This window comes from Metabacillus dongyingensis (assembly GCF_019933155.2).
GTDB classification, from domain to species: domain Bacteria; phylum Bacillota; class Bacilli; order Bacillales; family Bacillaceae; genus Bacillus_P; species Bacillus_P dongyingensis.
The window spans coordinates 3,891,072-3,915,410 of the sequence record NZ_CP082944.1 but is presented as its reverse complement, the minus strand read 5'-3'; the positions used below and the strand labels follow the sequence as shown (position 1 = coordinate 3,915,410).

Below are 24,339 nucleotides of genomic sequence, written 5' to 3'. Positions count from 1 at the left end.
AATCCAAATTTTTTTGTAGAATACTAGCTTTATGAAAAATCTTTATGTTTATAATTAAATACTTGCGGGAAACAGGTAATATCGCTTATTGGAGGTGCTGAAGTTGGAAATTATTTTATATTTAGCTGTTGCACTAATTGCAATTGCATTCACAGTACTGGTCGTTTTCTTGTCTAAAACGTTAAAATCCCTATCCTCTACCTTAAACAATGTTGCCGGAACACTGGCAGGGCTTGAGAATCAAATCCAGGGAATAACGCTTGAAACGACTCAGCTGCTACATAAGACAAATGCTTTGGCAGAGGACATTCAGGAAAAGTCAGAAAAGCTGAACACTGTTGTCTACGCGGTTCAGGGTGTAGGTTCATCTCTTCAGAATTTCAATGATTCTGTTCAGAAAGTATCAGCATCAGTAAGTACAAATCTTGAGAAAAACCAGGATAAAATCAACCAGGTTGTTCAATGGAGCAATGTTGCAATGGACGTTTGGGGAAAATGGAAGCTGAAAAAGCAGAAACAAGAGCGTCAGCAGAAACAGCCAAGTATATGAATTCGTTTTAAAAAAATATAAAATAAGAATCGCAATAGGGAGGAATTTATCATGAGTAAAGATGGAATCAACAGTAAAGATTTTCTTATCGGAACACTAGTTGGAGGAATTGTAGGGGCAACTACTGCACTATTCCTTACACCTAAATCAGGTAAAGAACTTCGTGATAATATTGGAGAGCAGGCAGTCATTGTTAAAGAAAGAACAGGAAAAATCACAAATGATGCTATAGAGAAAAGCAATGAATTAGCAGCACTTGCAAAAGAAAAGTCAGCTAATCTGACGCAAGTTGTTTCAGATCAGTCTTCTCAAATCATGAACAAAGTCCGTGATTTGAAAAGCTCTAAAGATCAAGATCAAGAGCAATCTGAAAACAATCCTGAAGACGTAAAGCTAAACTTAGCGCCTGAAGCACCAATTGATGATCAAAAGCTTAACTCTTCAGTTCAAAGCCCTGTCAATGAAACAGTTCAGCCATCTACTGGATCTACACAGCATGCTGAAGAATTAAAAAAACAAGTAAACAAAGAAATTGAAGATGCAAAAGAAGCATTATCAGAAAAAAAATAGTACAATGAATCGGCAAAGTTAATCGCTTTGCCGATTGTTTTTATTTTCAAATGAAATCATGTACAATGAACGGACCAACCTGAATTTAGGAGTGAATGAAACAAGATGCCGAAATCTAAGATTGATACAGTGGAAGAATTTCAGCAAATCGCTGATAGCGGAGAATCCTTTTTATTTTTCAAAAATAGCTTAACATGTCCAATAGCACAGGCAGCCTACGAGCAATTCGAAGCTTTTGCGAAGGAACATGACTCGGTTAATGCCTATTACCTGAATGTCCAGGAAGCAAGACCGCTTTCAAATTATATAGCAGAAACTTACGGTGTGAAGCACGAATCACCGCAGGCACTTCTTTTCAAAGACAAACTGGTCACATGGAACGAGTCACATTGGAAAATTACAAAGGACACATTAACTAAAAACGTTTTATAAAGCGGAGGATGGGACAGAGACTTTACTGCTCTGTTCCATTTTTATGTTATTTATAATGTGAGTTCAGGACATGAATAGGAGAAAGTAAATGAATGAACGAGCTTTTGATGAATTATTAAATATTAAGACGGAAGGCAGCCAGAAAGGGTTCGGCAAGTCACTTCATTATCACCGCTATGAACCGACACCATATGCGGCACTGGAGTTGTTATTTCGTGAATATGAGCTGAAAAGCAGTGATCATGTAGTTGACTTTGGATGCGGAAAAGGCAGATCTAACTTCTATATACATTATTTAAGCAATGCTACAGTCAAAGGGGTCGAAATGAACGAGGCAATCTATCAGGAAGCGACCCAAAATCGTGATCGTTATTGGAAGAAAGCAAGGAGCAGGAAAGGGCAAATCCAGTTTTATTGCTGCTTGGCGGAAGAGTATAAAATCGATCCGTCAGATAATCGTTTTTATTTCTTTAACCCCTTTTCGATAGAAATTTTTATGAATGTCATAAACAATATACTGCAGTCGGTTGAAAAGGAAAGGCGGGATATCGAACTGATCATATACTATTGCTCAGATGAGTATCTATTTTTCTTAGAAAACCAGACTGCTTTTGAATTGAAAAAAGAAGTCGTTCTGCCTGGGTTTAATGACCGGAATCCGTCTGAACGATTTTTGATTTATCGGCTGGATTATAAATAAAAGGCAATACAAATACTAAAAGCCCGCCAAATTTGCAGCAGGCTTTTTCCAGAAGTTTTTGATCAGCATGAATGTGCCTGTCAGGGCGGACAGCGGGTTTCTCTTTTTCATGGTGTCCACCTTCTCTTTCCTTGGTCAGAACGCCTCCGCCAGTAAAGGCAAAAACTCCTTTTTTGCCGGATCCTTATCTGCCTGCGCTAAACAGCGGTCCCGCTTTTCTCAGAACCATTTAATACTTAGCCGGTCACCAGGCAGCAATTCTTCATGAAAAGCTGTTTCTTTTTCATTTTTTAACAGAAGGAATTTATTGCTTCCCTCTGAAGGAATAGTCACGTCGACAGCAGTAAAAACATCCTGAAAAATAAATGAGCCTGCTGGCTGCTTCTTAATGGTTAAATAATCGCCATTATTAATTTTATCCTCTAGTGAAAGAAGCATATCGTCCCTATAAACTTCAGCCATCATCTTCTTAATCGTCAGCGGCTCCTGGTTATAGAGAACTGTCAGTGATTCATATGCTTTTATTTTAAGCTCGGTCAGCACTTGGCTTAGAGAAGGTGATTCTGTTTTAACAGCTGTTATTTGATCCCATTCCTCAAATCGAGATGAAGGGTGGGCAGGGACGTGATTGATCAGGATTTTTCCAGAGAATGCATCAACCTTGATCCTGCTGCCGTCCACTGAAAGAAAAAATGGTGCAAAGGAGTATTCATCAGGCAAAATCTCTTTTACCTGATCAGGAAACGAATAAGTGACTGAATCCCTGTCAGCTATCAGATCCGTTAAAGAAGCAGGCTTTCCATTCAATGCAAGATTTGCCTCAACTTGAACCCGCTCCCCATTTAAAATAACTTGTTTTGCTGGAACTACATCAATCAAATCAGAAATGGCGACACTGAGTGAACGGCCGTCTTTCCCTTTTTCAATTATGATTTCATCCCCATTTTTGATCTCCTCATCAACTGAACATACTTTTCCATTTTTAAAGAGCAAAGGTGCTTCTCCATAGGTGCCCGGTATGGTTATAGATTGTCCGTTTAATGCTGCAATAAATGCAAGTCCTGGCTTCCCGTAGTATTTATTCAGCTGTATTCCTGATGAGAGCAGACTGTCTGAAACCGTCAGCTTTCTCATATGCAGCAGCCGGACAGAGCGTCCATTTACTTTGACGCTGACATACTGTATCGGATTTTGATTGGAAGAAATGGCGATTCCGATGGGGGTAACAAGTTCTGGACCTGTTTTCAGATGTTCTGCAAACCTGAGCTGCTTGATGGCGTCAATTCCTCTTATCGCCACCCTGTTTAATGGCAGATTCAGTTTTTCAGCGATTAATTCAGGAAGCTTAGGTGTTAAGCTTCCTCCTCCAATCAGCATGACTGCTTTTGGGGAAGACTCCTGGTTTAAAGAATAAATTTCTTCCTTAATCGCATTTGCGAGGCTGTCAATGGCACTGTGAATCAGCGAAATAGCTTCTTCTTTTAAGACTTCATTTTCAAACCCTAAAATATCTTTAACAAGGATGCTCTCAGATGTATGCAGCTCTCTTTTTGCCCGTTCAGCATCGTGAAAATCCAATAGAAACTGGTCAGAAATCGCTTCAGTTATTTCATCTCCGGCCATTGGGACCATTCCGTACGCCGTAACAGTTCCTTTATTTGTTATCGCGATATCAGATGTACCTGCTCCTATATCTACAAGAGCAACATTTAATCTTCTCATTGAGGAAGGAATTAAAACGTTTATTGCCGCAATGGGCTCCAGAGTCAATGCTTTCATTTCCAGGTTTGCTCTATTTAAGGCGGCAAGGAGAGACTCTACAACAACTTTAGGCAAAAAAGTCGCGATGATTTCAGCAGAGGCTACCTTGCCCTGCTGATCTACTAAACTGCCAATCTCTTGATGATCGAGTTTATAATGAATAACAGAGTAGCCGACACAATCATACTCCTGCATGGCTTTTTCTTTTTGGGCAAGCTGTTTCTGAGCTTCTTGAACGGCCATCAGCTCGAGGTGAAAAACCGTTTCTGTCTGAATAATGGGTTTGCCCTCTATTTCGATCTGAGCTTCTGCCCGTATGGTTTTTAGAGCTCTTCCTGCTGCAGCCACGCAGACTTCACGAAGGGTTCCATGCTTTTCTTCAAGCTTTTCCTTAACAGAAGAAATTACGTTCGAAACAGAGATGACATCATGAATCTGTCCATCAAGCATCGAGCGTTCTCCATGTTCCTGAATAACAGTGTCAATGACTTCATAGGTGCCGTCTTTTTCGGATAATAATAAACCAACTACTGATCGGGTGCCAATATCCAGTGCAAATGTATAAGTCTCTTTTCTCAAAATAAGCACCTCTTTTATTAAACTATAAAGATAAATCAGCATTGTAATCACTCAAAAAAACGCTTTACCACTTAAAAGCGTTTAAATGTTAAAGAAAAATGCGTGACAACACGAAAGATTTTGTATATAATTATCACTAATTACTAAAGAAAATGTATCATATTTTCTTTTTTTAAGAAAGCTGGTGCAGTTTTGCATCGCTAAAACAATAGTTTTGAAGGGATGCATGTACAAGCCGGATTCCGGCTTTTCATAAGATTTTCTTCAATTTTAAAAAACGCGAAAGGATGAGAGAGATGAGTAACGCCGAGTTAGAAGCATTGCGAGTGAGAGCAGAAGAGATTAATCTGCAGATTTTACAGCTGATTAATGAGCGAGGAAAGTTAGTACAGGATATAGGTAAAGCCAAGGAAGCGCAGGGCGTTAATCGATATGATCCCGTCCGTGAGCGAAGAATGCTTAATAAAATCAAAGAGAACAATGATGGACCTTTCGAAGATTCCACATTGCAGCATATTTTTAAAGAAATCTTTAAAGCAAGCTTAGAGCTGCAGGAAGACGATCACCGCAAAGCGCTTCTTGTATCACGCAAAAAGAAGCCTGAAGATACAATTGTTGATGTTAAAGGTGTCAAAATTGGCGACGGCAGCCAAGTATTGATTGTTGGGCCTTGTGCAGTTGAAAGCTACGAACAGGTAGCTGCTGTTGCAGAAGAGGCTAAAAAACAGGGAATCCGCTTATTGCGCGGCGGAGCATTCAAGCCACGCACAAGCCCTTATGACTTCCAGGGTCTTGGTCTTGAAGGCTTAAAAATATTAAAACGTGTTGCAGATGAATATGATATGGCTGTTATCAGTGAAATTGTCAATCCTGCTGACATTGAAACTGCTATTCAATACATTGATGTTATCCAAATCGGAGCGCGCAACATGCAAAACTTCGAATTATTGAAAGCTGCCGGTGCAGTTAAAAAGCCTGTTTTATTAAAACGCGGTCTTGCTGCTACACTTGATGAGTTTGTAAATGCAGCTGAGTACATTATTTCACAAGGAAACGATCAAATCATTCTTTGTGAACGCGGTATCCGCACATACGAAACAGCTACTCGAAATACACTTGATATTTCAGCTGTGCCGATTCTAAAACAAGAAACACATTTGCCGGTAATGGTTGATGTTACGCATTCAACTGGCCGCCGCGATTTGCTTATTCCTTGTGCTAAAGCAGCGCTTGCGATTGGTGCAGACGGGGTAATGGCTGAGGTTCATCCGGACCCTGCAGTCGCACTGTCTGATTCAGCTCAGCAAATGGATTTCGATCAGTTCGCAGAGTTCATGAATGAAATTAGACCGTTAACAAAAGTAAAAGCATAATAAAACAAAAATCAGGTGACTCAGAGTAGAATGTGTGAAACATTCTATCTCCAGGGTCACCCTTTTTTATATTGACTTGCACTTTTCCTGTATTTTCTTTAAGATTAAAAACAGTGAAATTTATCATAAGTTTGCTCAATCTTGAACAAAATAGATCTTCTTAGATAAAAACACTGTAAATAGATTGCTTACGTTTTCATAGTATCGTATCATTATGTACATAAATCGTCATTATGGTGACATTTTACTTTAAAAATTGTAAATGCTAACTATACATAGATATGGAACCAGAAGGAGTGTAAGAAAATGAATAATATTACAATTTACGATGTAGCCCGCGAAGCAAATGTTTCAATGGCTACTGTTTCACGGGTTGTAAACGGCAATCCGAATGTAAAACCAACCACACGCAAGAAAGTATCGGAAGCAATTGATCGTCTAGGCTATCGCCCGAATGCTGTTGCACGTGGACTTGCAAGCAAAAAGACGACAACAGTAGGCGTTATTATTCCTGATATTTCAAGCACATTCTATGCTGAGCTTGCACGCGGTATAGAAGATATTGCTACAATGTACAAATACAACATTATTTTGAGCAACTCTGATCAAAACCGTGATAAAGAATTACACTTGCTTAATACAATGCTTGGCAAACAAGTAGATGGTATTGTTTTCATGGGCGGGAATATTACGGATGAGCATGTAGAAGAATTTAAACGTTCTCCTGTACCGATTGTGCTTGCTGCTTCAATTGATGTGAATGAGGTTACACCATCTGTTAACATTAATTATGAGCAGGCAACATTTGATGCTGTTTCCATGCTGATTGAAAAAGGGCATAAACGCATTGGCTATGTGACTGGTCCAATGGAAGAGCCAATCAATAAAGAGATGAAAATGAACGGATACCGCCGTGCACTGACTGAAGCAGGAATTACCGTTGATGAAGACTTAATTACTGAAGGTGACTACACCTATGATTCAGGTCTAGAAGCATTCGAAAAAATTAACGAATTATCGGATAAGCCTACAGCTATTTTTGCAGGCACGGATGAAATGGCATTAGGAGTCGTTCATGCAGCTCAGGATAATGGCTATGTTATTCCGAATGATATTGAAATCATCGGGTTTGATAATACGAAATTAGCAACTATGGTTCGACCTCAATTAACAACAGTTGTTCAGCCGACATATGATATCGGTGCTGTAGCGATGCGCCTTCTGACTAAACTGATGAACAAAGAAGAAGTTGAAAATCATATTGTTGAGCTTCCGCATCGAATTGAAATCAGACAATCAACCAGAGCTTAAAATAGAAGAGTATCGGCTGTTATAGCTGATGCTCTTTTGTTTTCTTTAAGAATAAAAAAGGATGAAATTAGATGTTAGCCTTGCCAAAAAGCAAAAGCATGGATCTGCTTGTTCCATGCTTTCAGCTTCGTTTTAGGAAATGAGAAAAATTAATAGGCAGTGAATGGTTAAATAAATATATTGAGCCTTTGTTCATGAAAGTGTCTTTCTGTCTTTTCCATGATTTTGCCGGAGTGGAAAGAGAGCTTTCTCCACAGTTTGTGCGTTTTTTTCTTCTATTTCAAGTTTTCTTGGAATGGCTTTATATTGATCCTTGCCGTCTTCCCATATAGAGGGAAGGGTTACGGGTGCTTCTGGCTGCCAGCGTTTGATCCATTCCTCAGGGAGAGGGCCGTTTACAGTCAGCTGTTTCATCTGCAGCCAGATCATGGCCCAAGCCCGGGGTACGACTCTCCAGATATCATAGCCTCCGCCTCCAACCGCAATCCATTTCCCGCCGCAGTATTGATCCGCAATTTCCTGAGCTATTTTTGGTATTTCCTTGAAAATGGCAGTTGTTGTTGCAAAATGGGTTAAAGGATCGTAGAAATGCGCATCTGCTCCATTCTGTGTAAGAATGACATCAGGCTTGAAGAAAGCGGCAATTTCTCTTATAGATTGTCTGTAGGCATCGATCCATGATTCATCTTCTGTAAATGCATCAAGCGGAATGTTAAAAGAGTAGCCATAGCCCTGTCCTGCACCCCGTTCGGTAACATTGCCTGTCCCAGGAAATAAATAGCGGCCCGTTTCATGAATGGATAATGTGCAGACACTTGGATCATCATAAAACGTCCATTGCACCCCATCGCCATGATGAGCATCTGTATCAATGTATAAAACTTTTGCGTGGTATTTTTCCTGTATATATTTGATTGCCACGGAACTGTCATTGTAAATGCAGAAGCCTGAAGCTTTTCCGCGGAAGCCGTGATGAAGGCCGCCTCCGAGGTTCAGAGCCCGTTTAGCTTTGCCTTCCATTACGTGTTCAACTGCGGTCAAAGTACCTCCAACGAGCAGTGCGCTTGCTTCGTGCATGTTCTTGAAGATAGGTGTATCCTCAGTCCCGATTCCGTAATTAAGCGCTTCGTTTGGATCTAATTCTCCCGAACCTGCTTTTTTTACAGCATCGATGTACTTTTGATCGTGAACAAGAGTAAGTTCTTCATCCGTCGCTATTCTTGGAGATGCAAGCTCATCATCTGACAATGCGTTCATCTTTTTCAGAAGGTCATATGTTAATTCCACCCGCAGCTGATTGAAAGGGTGATCCTGGCTGAATTTATATTGCTGAAAAAGAGGAGAATAGATGAAAATATTTTCTTTCATGATGAAATCCCCGGGATGTTAGGCCATAATACGGTATATCCTTCTTTATCAAGCTCCTCAATCAATGCCATGGGATTCATGGTCTGCACTCTGAAAACAAGAACTTTGAACCGTTCGTCTTTGTCAGGATAAACAAGAACACTGGCAATGTTCACTTTGCTTTTTCTGAAAACATCAGACACCTCAGAAAGCATGCCCGTCACGTTTGGAACCTTTACCTCGATTTGGGAGCCGGGCTGATTGGCACCTGTCAGCTGAACAAATGTATGCAGCAAATCCGTTTCCGTTACAATCCCTACTAATTTGCCATGCTTAATAATAGGCAGGCATCCAATTTTGTGCTCATAAAAAATAGATGAAATCTCCTCGACAAAATCTAGGGGATGGCCTGTAATGGCATCTGTTTTCATGATTGATTTTAAAGGTTTATTCAAGGCTTCTTTATTTTCACTCAGATGAAAGATGGAAGGACTTGCATCTTTAATGTCCCGGTCGGAGACAATCCCGGCCAGGAGGTCATTTTCAGCTACAATCGGGATATGGCGAATCCGGTATTCAGCCATTTTTTTAATGGCTTCTGCAATTGTTGCATCAGGTGTGAGTGTCACAATATCTTTCTTCATAATTTGTTCAACTATCATACTTATAACCCCTTTGTTTTAAAGCGTGAACGAAAGAAGATCAGTACATAAAGCGGTTTTTAAATCTGAGCTGATCGAACTGCTGAATTGAATCCTGATCCACTCTTTTTCCGATTTTAGCCATCAGGCAATTTGCTGGGTGGGAGCTGATTTCGGGCTCATCTGTTGCGTACCACTCCAAGCCGCCGGCATTCATCATTTTCTCCATCACTTTTCGGTATTCCCACACATTAAGTCCTGTACCTTTTAAATCCCAGTGCCAATAATACTCTGTCGTAATGGTAATATAATCTTCCATTGCATCATCCATCATGGAAACCCTCAGGAGATTTTTTCCGACAGAATAGCCCCGGTATTCAGGAATCACCTCGATTGCGCCAAGTTCAATCAGGTTTTTCATCTTGCCTTCTGACCATCTTTCCAGTGGATCTGGATATAAATATGTAACATACCCGACTATGGTATGGCGATTTCTGGCTATAATAATTCTTCCTTCTGGCAGAGCAGCTATCTCAATTAAAGCTTTGTGCTGCTGCTCAGGCTGTCTGAAAGCTACCAGGTCATGATGAAATTCAAGACCTGCCAGTTTCTCGGCTTTTATTGGACCTTCTATAATAAGCGGTCCATAAGGAGTTTTAATCTCTTTTGCGTTATAGGTTTTAGGATGTTCCATTCATTCACCGCCTTCTATTGATGCTGGACATAAATCTATTATACTAGAAAATACAATAAATGAAGCGGTTACATTAAAAAACTGTGAACTTTTTAAAAATTGAGAAAAGATAGAATCTGTTCTATAATAGAAAATGTATATACTGAATAAGGGGGAGTTAAGGATGAAGTTGGAAGCGCTGCCAGCAGCAAAGGGGAACCACAATCTAGAAGACTATGCTAAAGCCTACGAAAATTTTGATTGGGCAGATGCAGAAAAGCATTTATCGTGGTCTGAAACAGGAAGAATTAATGCTGCATATGAAGCAATTGACAAACATGCGGAATCATTCCGGAAAAACAAGGTAGCCTTATATTACCGTGACCCTGAAAGAGAAGAAAAGTATACGTTTAAAGAGATGAAAGATCACTCAAATAAAGCAGGAAACATTCTTCGTCAATGTGCAGACGTAGAAAAAGGCGACCGTGTTTTCGTCTTTATGCCAAGAACTCCGGAATTGTATTTTACAGTGCTTGGAGCAATTAAGCTGGGTGCCATTGTCGGTCCTTTATTTGAGGCGTTTATGGAGGGGGCAGTGAGCGACCGCCTGAAGGACAGCGAGGCGAAAGTCATTGTCACAACTCCAGAGCTTCTTGAAAGAGTTCCATTTAATGATCTGCCTGCTCTAAAGCATGTTGTGCTGGTTGGGGACAATGTTCATGAAGATGGTCCATACATAGATTTCTTAACAAGAATGAAGACAGCAAGCAATAAGCTTGAAATAGAATGGGTAGAAAAAACAGATGGCCTGCTGCTGCATTATACATCCGGTTCCACAGGCAAGCCGAAAGGTGTTCTGCATGTTCATCAGGCTATAATTCAGCAATATCAGACAGGCAGCTGGGTTCTTGATTTAAAAGAGGATGATGTTTATTGGTGTACAGCTGATCCAGGATGGGTCACAGGGACCGTTTACGGCATCTTTGGGCCTTGGCTGCACGGAGCATCAAACGTCATCGTAGGGGGCAGATTTAAGCCTGAACAATGGTATGAAACGATCCAGAATTACGGAGTAACAGTATGGTACAGTGCACCAACGGCATTCCGCATGCTTATGGGTGCCGGGGATGAGCTGGTGAAACAGTTTGACCTTAGTTCATTGAGACACATCTTGAGCGTTGGTGAACCATTAAACCCTGAAGTTGTCAGATGGGGCATGAAAGTCTTTCACAATCGTATTCATGATACATGGTGGATGACAGAAACGGGTGCACAGGTAATCTGCAACTATCCATCTATGGAAATCAAGCCGGGATCTATGGGAAAACCAATTCCAGGCGTACAGGCTGCGATTGTTGATGACCAGGGCAATGAAGTTCCGCCATACCGCATGGGGAATCTGGCCATAAAAAAAGGCTGGCCTTCCATGATGCATTCAATCTGGAACAACAAAGAGAAGTACGAGTCTTATTTTATGCCTGGGGACTGGTATGTTTCGGGTGACTCAGCGTACAAGGATGAAGACGGCTACTTCTGGTTCCAGGGAAGAATTGATGATGTAATCATGACATCAGGCGAGCGCGTCGGCCCGTTTGAGGTCGAAAGCAAGCTTGTTGAACATCCTGCCATTGCCGAAGCTGGTGTAATCGGCAAACCGGATCCAGTCCGCGGGGAAATTATTAAAGCATTTGTTGCGCTTCGGGATGGGTACGAAGCAACAGATGAACTAAAAGAGGAAATTCGCAATTTTGTTAAAAAGGGACTTGCTGCTCATGCGGCTCCGCGTGAAATTGAATTCCGCGATAAACTGCCAAAAACTCGAAGCGGAAAAATTATGCGCCGCGTCTTAAAAGCGTGGGAGCTCGACTTGCCGACTGGCGATTTATCGACAATGGAAGATTAATAGAATCTATTAAAAAAGCTTGCAGACAATCTGCAAGCTTTTTTTTGATTCTATTTTTAAACATATGACTTTTGTATTTTAATATGTTTCTGCGCAGTACAGCTGAAGAAACGTCCAGCAAGAAATCTGCGAACAAGGTCAGCCGTTCGGTTTTTCTGCCGGAGGAGTCTGCTCTCCGTTATCTGCAGGTTTTTCCGGAGGCTTTGGATCCGGTTTTGGATCAGCTGGTTTCGGGTCTTTAGGCTTTGGGTCCACGGGTTTTGGATCAGCTGGTTTCGGATCTTTTGGCTGAGTATCAGCAGGCTTTGTTGCCGGCTTCTGAGCTTGATAGGATCCGCTTGTTACAGTTGCAGATGCTGGTGATTCTTTGCCTGCTACGTCAACTGCTGCTATATAGTAGGCAGCAGGTGAACCGCCAATAGATGCTGACAGGCTTTTCGAAGCTGGGATGCTTGCTACTTTTCTGAAATTCTTTGAAAAGTTACCGGCAGCATAAACGCGGTATCCTATTACATCTGAATCACCGCTCATGTTCCAGCTCAGTTGCCCGCCGCTGATTCTTACTCCGGATACCTGCGATGGAGCTGATCCGTTGTCTCGGATCTGATTTCCATCCGTTACAACGATATTGCCCCAGTTTGTTTTGTTTGGCAGCAGTTCTTTTAAATCGCTGAAGCTGCTTAAATTATGCTTTTGCAGAATTTCTTTTTTTAACATCACACCTTGCTGAACAAATTCAGAAGGAGCAGAAGGGGGCACCTGGTACGCCCTGTCTTTTACATAAACATACTTTCCTGATGTTAAGCTGTCATCTGTTTTTGTCGGAACAAACTTCGCATTAAAGAGATCTGTTGCAACAAGTCCTGCCTGCTGGCACATGGCAGAAGGCAGATCCCCGGACAGTGCGCAATATGATTTCTGAACAATTCCGCCGGGCATTTTAAACGTTTCTTTCGGTGCAATGAGACCCGGATTAACTTCATGGGCTGCATTCATCAGCTTCGACCATAAAAGAATGTTTCTGCGGCTGTAGGACATGCCTTTATAATCTTTTTCAACAGATTTAGGGGTGTCGTATCCCATCCACGTTCCAAACGAGACATTTGGATTCGTTCCGACAAACCATATATCCTTATACTCTTGACTTGTTCCTGTTTTTCCTGCCCAGTCTGCACTGAATGACAGATAGTTCTTAGCGGCTGTACCTGTTCCTTGTTTAATAACATCGCGCATCATATCGATTGTTAAGTAGGAAGTCTGAGGTGTAAAAACATCAACGGCTTTTGATTTGTGCTGATAAATGACTTCGCCTGATTTTGTTTCAATTTTTTCAATGAGATAAGCATCGATAAACTTTCCTTCATTTGCAAATGTTGCAAATGCATTTACGTTTTCTTCGACGGTTATGCCATTAGTAAGTCCGCCAATTGAAGTAGCTGGACCCCCATCATTTTCAGAGATAGTTGTGACTCCCATTTTCTTTAAATAATTAAGAGGATTTTGATCTATCACTTTTAAGTAAGACTTAATGGCAGGTATATTATAAGACTTTTCAAGTGCATATCGGGCGCTTGTAAATCCGTGGAAGCGGCCATCGAAATTTTTAGGGTTCCATTCGCCGATTTGCAGCGGTACATCTGCAAGTACTGAACCTGGCTGAATGGCACCGGTTTCCATTGCAGGAGCATAAGCAAGCAGCGGCTTCATCGTCGATCCGTTTGATCGGGGAGTATCTGTTGCATGATTAACTTGTTCTCTTTTATGATTTCTTCCCCCGACGAAGCTGATGATTTTCCCTGTCTTATTCTCAATTAAAACAGCTCCAACCTCAACGGGCTCCTGAACCTGTATTTTCTTCCCGGTATCTTTGTCTACCTTCACTTCCGTCTTATCGCTGCCGTAGTATTCATACGATTCAGCAATGGTTTTCATTTTGTCATAAATATCTTTTTGAATGGTTGTATGAATTTTATAGCCATTTTGACGTAAGTTCCGGTCAGCAAGGGCTTTGTATTCTGCATACAATTCTTTATTTTTTTTCAGTTCGTCCAATTTGTGGCCGTCTTTTTCAGCCAGCTGCGTTAAGATAATATCAGTGGCGCGTTCTTCAATTTCGTAGGTGAGCCATGGATATTGTTCAAAAGAGGAAGGCTTGGCCTTGGCGAGACTTTTCCTTAAATCAAATGTGGCTGCTTCTTCGTATTCTTTTTGCGAGATGAAGCCTTTTGCATACATGCGTTTAAGAACAGTTTTCATCCTGGACGTTCCTGCATCTAGATTTTCCTTTATTTCTCCCCTGTTTGTAAAAGGGGTATAGCCGAATGGGCTCTGTGGCAGACCTGCAATAAAAGCAGATTGAGGAAGAGTTAAATTCTTCGCATCCACACCGAAAATACCTTGTGCAGCGGCCTGAACTCCCGCAATATTTCGGCCTGAAGCATTTCTGCCCAAATCAGCAACATTCAAATAAGCCTCCAAGATTTCCTCTTTTTCAAAGAAGCGCTCAAGTCGGAGAGCAAGCAGAATTTCTTTTGCTTTGCGGTCAAAAGAAACTTCGTCTGTGAGAATTTGATTTTTGATCAGCTGCTGTGTAAGTGTACTCCCCCCAGAGCGATTAGAGGAATTTGTCACTTCCTGAAAAAGAGCGCGCATAATCGCTTTAGGGACGACCCCGTCATGCTCATAAAAAAATTCATCCTCTGTAGCAATTACGGCATTCTTTACATGCTTTGAAATATCATCAATCTTTACTTCCTGTCTTTCAATATCTGCACGGAGCTTTCCTAAATACACCGAATCAGAAAAATAAATCTGCGAGGTTTCTTCGTAATTATAAATATCTTTTTTCATGGAACTATAAGTGCGGAGAGGTTCATCCTTAACCAATGACGCAAAGTACCCTGCGCCGAGTCCGCCGCCAAACGATGCGGCAATTAAACCGATGACAAAAAAGATCAGCATTAGGTTCCAGACGACCCCGTATGTAATATTAAACCCTTTTACTGTTCTATGTTTGTACGGCATAAATTTGCTGTACCAAGATTTAAATTTATCCATAAATGTATCATCCCCCTATACAATCCACCCACTCAATTATATCATATAAAAACAGTACTTTTGTATGATCTTGTCAGATGCTGTTGAACCGTTTGACAAGAGACATTCTATATGGTAAAAAAGATTTATTAGAATTGAAAATGCTTTGAATGGAATTAGTAGTGAACATCTCCCTGTTTTAGAAAGCTGATGGCCGATGAAAATCAGCACACAGATGAATCATGAATTACCTCCAGGAGCTTCTTTTGTGAAAGGCAGCTAATGCCCAATAGCGAAAGACGGTTAGAATGCCGTTATATATGCCGAGATAGGAATCAGTTTATCTTTTTCCTAAGTAGGGTGGTACCGCGTAATCACGCCCCTTCATTTTTGAAGGGGTGTTTTTTGTATTTTATGAAAAAAAGGAGCTAATCAGAATGAGTGAATTATTGAATGATTTGCAGTTCAGAGGGTTAATCAATCAAATGACAGACGAAGAAGGTCTGAGAAAGTTATTAGAAGAGGAATCAGTAAAATTATATTCTGGTTTCGATCCGACGGCAGACAGCCTGCACATCGGGCATTTACTTCCGATTTTAACTCTTCGCCGCTTTCAGCAGGCAGGACACCGCCCAATTGCCTTAGTCGGCGGAGCAACTGGCTTAATTGGCGACCCAAGCGGAAAGAAAGCGGAAAGAACGCTTAATACTTCCGATATTGTTCAGGAGTGGTCAAACAAAATTAAAGGTCAGCTTTCCCGTTTCCTTGATTTTGATACCTCAAGTGAAAATCCTGCTACTCTTGCCAACAACTTTGACTGGATTGGATCTATGGATTTGATCACATTCCTTAGGGATGTAGGAAAAAATTTCGGTATTAATTACATGCTTGCAAAGGATACGGTGTCTTCAAGAATTGAATCAGGAATTTCCTACACAGAGTTCAGCTACATGATTCTGCAGTCATATGACTTTTTAAATTTATACAGATCCCAAGGCTGCAAGCTTCAAATTGGAGGAAGCGATCAGTGGGGCAACATTACAGCAGGCCTTGAATTGATCCGCAAATCCGAGGAAAATTCCAAAGCATTCGGATTAACAGTTCCATTGGTTACAAAATCAGATGGAACAAAATTCGGCAAAACAGAAGGCGGAGCTATCTGGCTCGATAAAGAAAAAACGACTCCTTATGAGTTCTACCAGTTCTGGATCAATACAGATGACCGCGATGTCATTAAATACATCAAGTTCTTTACCTTCCTTTCTCATGAAGAGATTGCGGAGCTTGAAGAGGAACTGACAAATGCACCAGAAAAACGCGCTGCACAAAAAGCGCTTGCCGAGAATATGACAAAGCTCGTACACGGAGAAGAATCTTTGGAGCAAGCAATCAAAATCTCTCAGGCTTTTTTCAGCGGAAACATTAAAGAGCTTACTGGAGATGAAATTGAGCAGGGCTTTAAAGATGTACCGGCATTTACATCAGAAGAAGCAGAAATCGGCTTAATCGACCTGCTTGTCAATGCAAAAATTTCTCCTTCAAAACGCCAGGCAAGAGAAGATGTTTCAAATGGAGCAGTATACATCAATGGCGAGCGAATTCAGGAGACAGACAAAGTCCTTGGAGAAGACGACCGCATTGACGGCAAATTCACTGTTATCCGCAGAGGGAAGAAGAAGTACACGTTAATTCAATACAAGAACTGATGAAAAGCCTCACTTGCTGGAACGGGCTAGCTTGAAAGGTGCATACCACACTTCTATAAACCTAAGAAATAGCACATCAATTAGCAGTCTAATTGGTGTGCTGTTTTTTTATTATTAAGGATTTTTTATAGATTAACTTGATTTATACGATACACATTACACCTTATGTTTAATCTTCGGTAAAAAAAGATAGAAAGGAGCAGGTAATCATTTTAACAAATTATTCAGAAAAATCAATCTTGTAAACAGCTTAAATATATGGTAAATTTGCATCAATGAATGAATATACAAATAATTGTACAAGAGTGGTGCTATGGAGATTTTTGAGTCGCTCCTTTCTAAAAAGGGGTTAATTTTGCAGAAGATCGCAGAGGATCTATTATTTATTGAACTAAATGAGCGGATACCAAAAGTAGGAGATTTTTCAGAAAGATTTAATGTTGGCAGGGGAACAGTACAGACAGCTCTGAAATATTTAGAGCAAACCGGAAGCATTAGTCTTGAACCTAAAGGACATATGGGCACCTTTTTAAGGAAGAAAAATATTCCCTCTTTGTTCAAGTATTGCGGTGCTGAAAGAATGACCGGAGTGATGCCTTTGCCGTATTCCAAAAAATATGAAGGGCTGGCATCCGGCCTTACGTCTCAATTTGAGGAAAACCAATTGAATTTAAGCATTGCTTTTATGAGAGGGGCTAAACTGAGAATTGATGAAGTGAGCAAAGGGAGATACGACTTTGCCCTTGTTTCCAAATTCTCAGCTGCAGAAGCATTGAAACAGGACCCGGATCTTTCTATTGCTCTTGCTTTCGGGAGCCATACGTATGTTTCAAAGCATGCGGTCTTCTTTTCAGAAAAAGGAAATCTTGAAATCAAAAATGGCATGAAGGTAGGAATTGACCATAATTCAACCGATCAAAAGATTCTTGTTAAAGCGGAAACAAATGAAAAAAAGGTAGAGTTTGTTGAGCTCAATTACATGCATCTGCTGCAGCATTTAAGAGCGAAAACGATTGATGCGACCATTTGGAACATTGATGAAATTGACAGCGGGTTATACAATACGATACCGCTTTCCTCTGAAATAGCAAAAAAAGAAGAGTTGAATATAGGTGAAGCTGTCTGCGTCATTAGAAAAGAAAACAAAAAGGCGGAGTATATTCTGCAGCATTTGGATTTACATGAGATTAAAAGAATACAAACACTGGTGGAAAAAGGGGATTACATTCCGAAATACTAAGAATCCCTTTTTATATTCAAAATACAATTTATTGTACATTGGGAGGGCGCACTCATGAAAGAACTGTTTGAAAGACTCGAAATACTTAAATCAACGGATGCCATTACAGAAAATGCTCAAATCATCTGCCATAAAACGATTGATGCATATGTGTCTCAAACGGAAGCGGCTAACTATCAAATGTTAATTACTCATTTGGCCATGGCAGTGACAAGGATGGAGAGAAACGAACCGCTGAATGCTCCTCCGCCATCGATTATGAAGGAAATATATAATTCTCCAAATCTTGAAGAAGCGCAAAGACGGGTTAAATGGATTGAAATTGAATGCCGCATCACCATACCCAGAGAAGAAAAAGAATTTCTATATATGCACTTTGTAGCAGCATTAACAGCATAAAGGGAGGAATAAAAAATGAAAATTGTAGTAGGCGGTCAGGTGGAGAAAAAAGAGATTGAGAGTTTAGTTAAGAAATACGGAGGAGAGCAGGTAGAAGTGACCGTGAAAGCTGATTTAGAAGCAGCGATGCTGCTGAAATCAGGGGGAGCGGATTATTACGTCGGCGCCTGCCATACCGGCGGAGGGGGAGCTTTAGCTATGGCAATAGCGCTGCTTGGAAAACCAAAGTGCGCAACCATCTCTATGCCCGGCAAGACTCCGATAAAAGAAAACGTGCAGTCTGCAGTCGACCAGGGGGCAACAGCTTTTGGATTTACGGGGGATCACAAGGAGAAAGCTATTGAGTATTTGATGGAGGCTTTATTAAAAAACAAATAGATTGATATGGGGATGGGGGATGAAAGATGGTAGAAGTAATTTTAATGGCTTGTATTGGGGCGCTTGCAGCCGTCATGGCAAATTTGGGGATTGCGGTCTTTAACGATGGGCTCAGACCGATTGTTCCGGAAAATCTTGAAGGGCGGATGAGCCGAAAAGAGCTTGGTGTAACCGCCTTTGCCATGAGTTTCGGTCTTGTCATCGGATTTGGGATTCCGATTTCAATTGCGGGAAGCATTATTCTTATTCATAGTATTTTGCTTGGAACAGATATCATTGGTCTTGCATTCAACAGAGGAAAAATTAATTCCGTGCTCGCAGGGGCAGCAGGAGCTTTATATGGCGCTGGCATTTACTATGGTCTGCAAGTTGTCGTTGATGCATTTGCGATGCTGCCGCTGAATTTTGCTGAAGGATTTAATAAAATCGGCGAACCGGTTGTCGTTTCCTTCATGGTGTTCCCGGCCATTGCTGTTGCTCTTCAATTTGGAATTAAAAAAGGGATTTTGACGTTTATTGTGGCGGCTATTGCAAGACAGCTCATCGTTTTTGCAAACACGGATAAGCTGATCAGCATCAATGGGACGCAGGTTGTTTTAAGTCCGGAAGGGATTGCTCTTATTATTGGAATGATTTTCTTAATTGCATTTGCTGTACGGGAAAAGTCTGATGAGAAGAACCTGTCCGCTTTAGCGGCATTGTTCACAGAGCGCGTCTCGAAGATTAAAAAATATGTATGGGTACTTATGATAAGCGGCGGACTTGTAGCTGCAGCAACGAGTCAGCTTTTAATTGCAGGCGACCCGATCTCTCTTAACCTGCTATCGGAAGGGAAGATTGCCGAAGGCGGTATTGCCTCTCTTGCAAAAGCAATCGGATTCGTTCCACTGATCGCAAGTACAGCGATTGCTACAGGTGTATATGGTCCAGTAGGGTTTACTTTCGTTTTCGGGGCTGGAATTTTCTCCCCAAATCCATTCATCGCGGCTATTTTAGGAGCCGTAATCATCTTAGTGGAAGTGATGATTTTGACTCAATTAGCAAAAGTCCTCGACCGTTATCCCGGTATTCGGGCATCTGGTGAAAACATCAGGACAGCGATGACGCGTGTATTGGAAGTAGCGCTTCTTATTGGAGGCGCAAATGCTGCGAACGCCATTGTTCCAAGTCTGGGCTTCTTCGCTATTGCCGGGATCTATTTACTGAATGAAGCAGCCGGACGTCCAATCGTCCGTATGGCAGTTGGGCCTGTTGGAGCAATTGCAGTAGGAATTATCGGAAACATCCTGGTACTTCTTGGGCTCTATGTACCGCCAGCAGGATAAGGAGGCTTTTAATGTATATTCAAACCGTTCTGGGTAAACTGGAGCCGCAGGAGTTAGGTGTGTGTGCCTGTCATGAACATCTATATGTGGACTTAAGCAGAGTGAAAAAGAACGAAGATACTTGCTTGCAGGATATTGAACTCGTCACGGAAGACTTAGAGAGCTTTGCGGCTCTTGGAGGTAAAGCAATTGTAGAAGTCACAAATGAGGGGATGGGAAGAGACGCAGAGCAGCTTGCGGAAATTAGCCGGAAAACCGGTCTGCAGATTATCGCGAGTACGGGCTGCTATAAGGATCCATTCATTCCGGATGACAAAAAGAAATGGAATCGGGATCAATTTGCAGAGTGGATGATCACGGAAATCAAAGATGGAATAGGGGAGACAGGAATTAAACCGGGGGTAATCGGTGAGATCGGGAGCAGTCTGAATGAATTTAAACCGATCGAAACCGAGCTATTCCATGGAGCCATCGAAGCGGCCAAAACCACGAAGCTTCCGCTCTCTACCCATACAACGCTCGGCACTTGTGCTCTAGAGCAGATCAATCTTTTTCAAAAAGAAGGTCTGTTTCTTGAAAAGGTGATTATCGGCCATCAGGATCTGAATACGAATGATGAAATTGTGCTGGAAGTATTGAACAGCGGAGCATTTGCTGCGATGGATACGATCGGCAAAGAAAATTACCGGGCGGATGAAGACCGGATCAGGTCTTTGCTGACATTTATTGAAAAAGGCTTTGAAGATCAGCTCTTGCTCTCTAGTGACCTGACAAGGAAATCCCATCTGAAGTCACTCGGAGGGCAGGGATATGATATTGTTCTCAGGTCGTTTATACCGGCACTGAAAAACCATGGAGTCAGCGGCTCTATTATAAATAAACTGCTCGTAGCCAATCCTCAAAAGGCATTCAGCATCGGTTAGGAAGGATGATGGAAAGTGGCGTTGAAATATGCAAATTCCGTACTTATCAATCGGACGATGGAAGAGGCAAAAGAACTTCAATTCAAACTGATTGATGAAATGACGAAGGTGTTTCGAAACAATGCCTTTTTTGAAACAGGGGATGTGGGTCTTCACCCGGAGTACCACCGCCCGAAAACAACAGCAGCCGCCGAGAGGGTGTTATCGAACGTGTTCGATTCCGAGGACTGCGCCCTTGTAAGAGGAAGCGGTTCCGGTGCGATCAGGATTGCACTTAGTATGATAGCGGAGCCGGGAGATTCTATTTTTGTCCATGAAGCACCGATGTACATGACCACAAAAGAAACGTTTCGGATGATGGGATTCAAGCAAGAGGCTGTAAATTTCAATCACATGGACAAGGTGAAAAATGCATTAGAAACAAAGCTGCATATAAAGGTATTTTACATTCAGCATGCAAGACAGCAGCCGACTGATACTTATGATTTAGAAGAAATAATCGCTCTTGTTAAAAAGTCAAGGCCGGATGTCATCATTTTGGTTGATGATAACTACTGTGCAATGAAAATGAAGGGCATTGGCGTTGAGTATGGAGCGCACCTTTCTACTTTTTCCGGATTTAAAGTACTTGGACCTGAAGGCATCGGCCTTATCCTCGGTTCAGGTGAAATCATTGAAAAAATACATCAAACCAATTATTCCGGAGGCGGTCAGGTTCAAGGGCACGAAGCACATGAATTGCTGCGGGCCATGACAGTGGCTCCAGTTATGCTGGCGATTCAGAATGAACAGGTGGAGCAGCTATGCGAAATCCTTAATCACGGCGGTTTTTCATTTGTTAAAGAAGCGTATATCACAAACTCTCAATCAAAGAATGTGATTGTTGAACTCTCAGCACCGATCGCACCAAAAGTGATTGAAAAAGCCTCTTCATTCGGAGCGGCAACCTATCCAGTCGGAGCAGAATCAAAGTACGATATCCTGCCAATGATTTATCGTGTATCCGGGAGCTTTTTAGAAAGCCAGCCTCATTTAAGAGAATACGGTTTGAGAATCAATCCAATGAAAGCATCCGCGGAAACCATTTTACGGATACTTGAGCTTTCAGTTAATGAGATCGTTAGGGGATGAGACAGCCTTGTTCTTAGACATGATACAGAAACGAAACCCTGCATTAATTAAGGCAGCGGCTGCCTTGCATCAAAGCGGTTCTATCCCTCCGAATACGTACGTCATCGACTTGGACTCATTCGAGGCAAATGTACGAGCTCTTGCAAAATCAGCCGAGGCAAACAGCGTTAAGCTGTTTTATATGACAAAACAAATAGGACGAAGCGGTTTTGTCGGGAAGACCATCCAGCGAAACGGCATCGAGAAAGCGGTCGCAGTTGATATTGATGAAGCATTCAATCTTTCAAAGGCAGGCTGCAAAATAGGGAACCTTGGTCATCTTGTACAGCCTGGAAAAAATCAATGGGAAACGGTCTTAAAACAGCTCCGGCCTGAAGTGGTCACGCTTTTCTCTCTAGAAAGAGCAAGACAGCTGTCAGATGCAGCCGTCAGACTGGGACTGAAACAGAACGTAATATTAAGGGTGATCAGCAAGCAAGATTTCATTTACCCGGGTCAATACGGCGGATTTTTAATTAACAACTTAGAGTCGAGTATACGTGAGCTGCAGCTGATGCCGGGAATAAACGTCATTGGAGCAACGTGTTTTCCGGTCTTGCAGCTGAACGAGGCCAAAACCGATTTTGAATTCACCAGTAATTTGCAAACCCTGCTCAAATCCAGAGACATTCTTGCTAACCAGGGAATAGAAGTAATTCATCTTAATGCGCCGAGTTCCACTAGCTGCCATACGATTCCCCTTATCCGCGAATATGGGATTACGCACGGTGAGCCGGGGCACGCCTTGACGGGAACGACTCCTTTGCATGCGTATTCTGAAAATCTGACAGAGAAACCGTGCATGGCTTATTTATCGGAAATTTCTCATATGGATGAAGATCAGGCATACACCATTGCAGGCGGGTTTTATGCCCGCTCCAATATGAAAAAGGCACTCTTTGGAGATCGCTTGGATCAGGAAACAGAGGTTCATCAGGCTTCTTCAGAAAACATCGATTACTACGGAAGCTTGAAGCGGGATCCAAGGATGAATGTTGGTGATACGGTTCTTTACGCTTTCCGAACGCAGATTTTTGTTACGAGATCCCACGTGGCTTTTCTTAAAAATGCAGATTCAAAAACTCCTGAGGTGGTTCATTTTCAGAGGAGAGGGGTGTAGGAAAATGGGAAAGGTATCGTTATTTATTCTGGACGGTTTCGGCATAGGAGCGATGCAGGACTGTGCAATTGCCAAACCTGAGGACATGAATGCGAACACATATCAGCACTTGAAGGAAGCATCTGGACTGAACATTCCTTTTCTATATAACTCCGGTTTAAATCAGCTGGCTGATGGAACCGGATTACCAGCGGCTGCGTATGGAAAAAGCAACCTTGCACATGATGGAGCGGATACGTTTATGGGGCACCAGGAGCTGATGGGCAGCAAACCTGGGGTTCCTAATAAACGGCTGATGAAAGAAGTCAGCAGTCGCATCAAGTCGAAGCTCATTAAAAACGGCTGCCATGCAGAGTATCCGGTTCCTGAAGCTCCGCTTTTACTGGTGAATGGCTGTATTGTAATTGGCGACAATCTGGAGTCCTCACCAGGAAACATTATTAATTTAATATGCGATTTAAATCAAATTGCATTTGAAGAAGCATGTGAGATTGCAAGAATTGTAAGAAACTGCGTGGACACGAGCAGGGTTATCGTATTCGGAAATGAAAAAACGACTATTGTAAAAATATTATCAGCCGTAATGAATAAGCCGAACGGTCAGTGGGGGGTCGACAGTCCGAATGCCCATGTATACGGCGAAGGCTACCATGTGCTGCATCTTGGATTTGGAGTGGATTACAGCAGACAGTTTGCCCATCTGGCAGAGAGGGAGGGTCTGCCAGTCTACCGGATTGGGAAAACCGCCGATGTCGTTCAGGCAAAGGGATTCAGTGACCCCGCTGTTGAAACCGTCAAAGTGCTTTCGTCTTTTGAGCACCACTACCGGAAAGCAGAAAAGGATGCGATTTTTCTTATAAATGTCCAGGAAACCGATCTAGCGGGACACAAACAGGATTGCGAGTGGTATCGCTCGGTGCTTGAGCAATCCGATTCCTTTCTTGCAGAATTCCGGGAAAAACTCGAAGATGATGATTTGCTGATCGTCACAGCGGATCACGGAAACGATCCGACAATCGGCCACTCCAACCATACAAGAGAGCAAACACCAATTCTTGTGATTGGAAACAAAGTCAAGCCAGTGTCAATCGGAGAACGGGAAACGATGGCAGATATTGCGGCAACCATGGCCGAATATGCCAATCTCCCCGCTCCTGAATATGGAAGAAGTTTTTTGAGAGAAATCTTGAATGCGAAGTAAA

The 24,339-nt window shown here is 41.9% G+C and carries 21 protein-coding genes and 1 other annotated feature; of the genes, 16 read left to right on the top strand and 5 right to left on the bottom strand.

What is annotated here, in order from left to right:
• The first annotated feature begins 103 nt into the window (after positions 1-103).
• The 4 genes from K8L98_RS19435 (at position 104) to K8L98_RS19420 (ending at position 2,252) form a co-directional block, all read left to right on the top strand.
• Positions 104-550 carry a DUF948 domain-containing protein gene (locus K8L98_RS19435; protein WP_223437328.1) on the top strand — a complete coding sequence of 149 codons (447 nt, stop codon included), beginning with the start codon at positions 104-106 and terminating at the stop codon, positions 548-550.
• A gap of 51 nt (positions 551-601) precedes the next feature.
• Positions 602-1,120 carry a YtxH domain-containing protein gene (locus K8L98_RS19430; RefSeq protein WP_223437326.1) on the top strand — a complete coding sequence of 173 codons (519 nt, stop codon included), beginning with the start codon at positions 602-604 and terminating at the stop codon, positions 1,118-1,120.
• A 105-nt stretch (positions 1,121-1,225) separates the two neighbouring features.
• On the top strand, positions 1,226-1,552 hold the full coding sequence (ytxJ, locus tag K8L98_RS19425; protein ID WP_223437324.1) for a bacillithiol system redox-active protein YtxJ: 327 nt from the start codon (positions 1,226-1,228) through the stop codon (positions 1,550-1,552).
• 88 nt (positions 1,553-1,640) lie between these two features.
• The gene (locus K8L98_RS19420) at positions 1,641-2,252 is read left to right on the top strand and encodes a class I SAM-dependent methyltransferase (protein WP_223437322.1); all 612 of its coding nucleotides are present in this window, start codon (positions 1,641-1,643) and stop codon (positions 2,250-2,252) included.
• 219 nt (positions 2,253-2,471) lie between these two features.
• On the opposite strand, the gene pilM is transcribed toward K8L98_RS19420, so the two are convergent.
• Positions 2,472-4,592 carry a cell division protein FtsA gene (gene pilM, locus K8L98_RS19415; RefSeq protein WP_223437321.1) on the bottom strand — a complete coding sequence of 707 codons (2,121 nt, stop codon included), beginning with the start codon at positions 4,590-4,592 and terminating at the stop codon, positions 2,472-2,474.
• A 296-nt stretch (positions 4,593-4,888) separates the two neighbouring features.
• On the opposite strand from pilM, the gene K8L98_RS19410 reads away from it, so the two are divergent.
• Both K8L98_RS19410 and ccpA read left to right on the top strand, forming a co-directional pair.
• A complete protein-coding gene (locus K8L98_RS19410) occupies positions 4,889-5,965 on the top strand; it encodes a bifunctional 3-deoxy-7-phosphoheptulonate synthase/chorismate mutase (protein ID WP_223437319.1) in 1,077 nt (358 codons plus the stop codon).
• Between the two features lie 306 nt (positions 5,966-6,271).
• Positions 6,272-7,276: a catabolite control protein A gene (gene ccpA, locus K8L98_RS19405; RefSeq protein ID WP_223437316.1), complete on the top strand. Its 1,005-nt coding sequence runs from the start codon at positions 6,272-6,274 to the stop codon at positions 7,274-7,276.
• 192 nt (positions 7,277-7,468) lie between these two features.
• Here the strand turns inward: ccpA and K8L98_RS19400 are convergent, their stop codons facing one another.
• Genes K8L98_RS19400 through K8L98_RS19390 form a run of 3 tightly spaced genes read right to left on the bottom strand, consistent with a single transcriptional unit; the run spans position 7,469 to position 9,958 of the window.
• Positions 7,469-8,647: an acetoin utilization protein AcuC gene (locus K8L98_RS19400; RefSeq protein WP_275976768.1), complete on the bottom strand. Its 1,179-nt coding sequence runs from the start codon at positions 8,645-8,647 to the stop codon at positions 7,469-7,471.
• Complete coding sequence (locus K8L98_RS19395; RefSeq protein WP_223437312.1) at positions 8,641-9,285, bottom strand: acetoin utilization AcuB family protein; 645 nt, start codon at positions 9,283-9,285, stop codon at positions 8,641-8,643. Before K8L98_RS19395 ends, K8L98_RS19400 begins: the two co-directional genes overlap by 7 nt.
• Before the next feature lie 40 nt (positions 9,286-9,325).
• On the bottom strand, positions 9,326-9,958 hold the full coding sequence (locus K8L98_RS19390) for a GNAT family N-acetyltransferase (protein WP_223437310.1): 633 nt from the start codon (positions 9,956-9,958) through the stop codon (positions 9,326-9,328).
• Between the two features lie 163 nt (positions 9,959-10,121).
• Between K8L98_RS19390 and acsA the strand changes: the two genes are divergently transcribed.
• Positions 10,122-11,840, top strand: a complete 1,719-nt coding sequence (gene acsA, locus K8L98_RS19385; protein WP_223437308.1) for an acetate--CoA ligase — start codon at positions 10,122-10,124, stop codon at positions 11,838-11,840.
• A 138-nt stretch (positions 11,841-11,978) separates the two neighbouring features.
• Here the strand turns inward: acsA and K8L98_RS19380 are convergent, their stop codons facing one another.
• A complete protein-coding gene (locus K8L98_RS19380; RefSeq protein WP_223437305.1) occupies positions 11,979-14,897 on the bottom strand; it encodes a transglycosylase domain-containing protein in 2,919 nt (972 codons plus the stop codon).
• Positions 14,898-15,033: 136 nt separating this feature from the next.
• Positions 15,034-15,263 (top strand) — a binding site (T-box leader).
• A gap of 50 nt (positions 15,264-15,313) precedes the next feature.
• Here K8L98_RS19380 and tyrS point away from each other — a divergent pair.
• The 9 genes from tyrS (at position 15,314) to K8L98_RS19335 (ending at position 24,338) form a co-directional block, all read left to right on the top strand.
• Positions 15,314-16,582 (top strand): tyrosine--tRNA ligase, encoded by a 1,269-nt coding sequence (gene tyrS, locus K8L98_RS19375; RefSeq protein ID WP_223437303.1) that lies wholly within the window; start codon positions 15,314-15,316, stop codon positions 16,580-16,582.
• A 313-nt stretch (positions 16,583-16,895) separates the two neighbouring features.
• Positions 16,896-17,822, top strand: a complete 927-nt coding sequence (yhfZ, locus tag K8L98_RS19370; RefSeq protein WP_275976718.1) for a GntR family transcriptional regulator YhfZ — start codon at positions 16,896-16,898, stop codon at positions 17,820-17,822.
• A 54-nt stretch (positions 17,823-17,876) separates the two neighbouring features.
• Positions 17,877-18,221, top strand: coding sequence for a PRD domain-containing protein (locus K8L98_RS19365; protein WP_223437290.1), 345 nt, complete (start codon positions 17,877-17,879; stop codon positions 18,219-18,221).
• 15 nt (positions 18,222-18,236) lie between these two features.
• Positions 18,237-18,599 carry a DUF2620 domain-containing protein gene (locus tag K8L98_RS19360; protein ID WP_223437287.1) on the top strand — a complete coding sequence of 121 codons (363 nt, stop codon included), beginning with the start codon at positions 18,237-18,239 and terminating at the stop codon, positions 18,597-18,599.
• A gap of 26 nt (positions 18,600-18,625) precedes the next feature.
• Positions 18,626-19,924, top strand: a complete 1,299-nt coding sequence (locus K8L98_RS19355) for a YhfT family protein (protein WP_223437285.1) — start codon at positions 18,626-18,628, stop codon at positions 19,922-19,924.
• Between the two features lie 11 nt (positions 19,925-19,935).
• A complete protein-coding gene (locus K8L98_RS19350; protein ID WP_223437283.1) occupies positions 19,936-20,847 on the top strand; it encodes a phosphotriesterase family protein in 912 nt (303 codons plus the stop codon).
• 15 nt (positions 20,848-20,862) lie between these two features.
• A complete protein-coding gene (locus K8L98_RS19345) occupies positions 20,863-21,978 on the top strand; it encodes an aminotransferase class V-fold PLP-dependent enzyme (RefSeq protein WP_338036990.1) in 1,116 nt (371 codons plus the stop codon).
• Positions 21,959-23,137: a YhfX family PLP-dependent enzyme gene (locus tag K8L98_RS19340; protein ID WP_338036989.1), complete on the top strand. Its 1,179-nt coding sequence runs from the start codon at positions 21,959-21,961 to the stop codon at positions 23,135-23,137. The genes K8L98_RS19345 and K8L98_RS19340 overlap by 20 nt, the downstream gene beginning before the upstream one ends.
• A 4-nt stretch (positions 23,138-23,141) precedes the next feature.
• Positions 23,142-24,338, top strand: coding sequence for a phosphopentomutase (locus K8L98_RS19335; protein WP_223437281.1), 1,197 nt, complete (start codon positions 23,142-23,144; stop codon positions 24,336-24,338).
• Position 24,339: the final 1 nt, after the last annotated feature.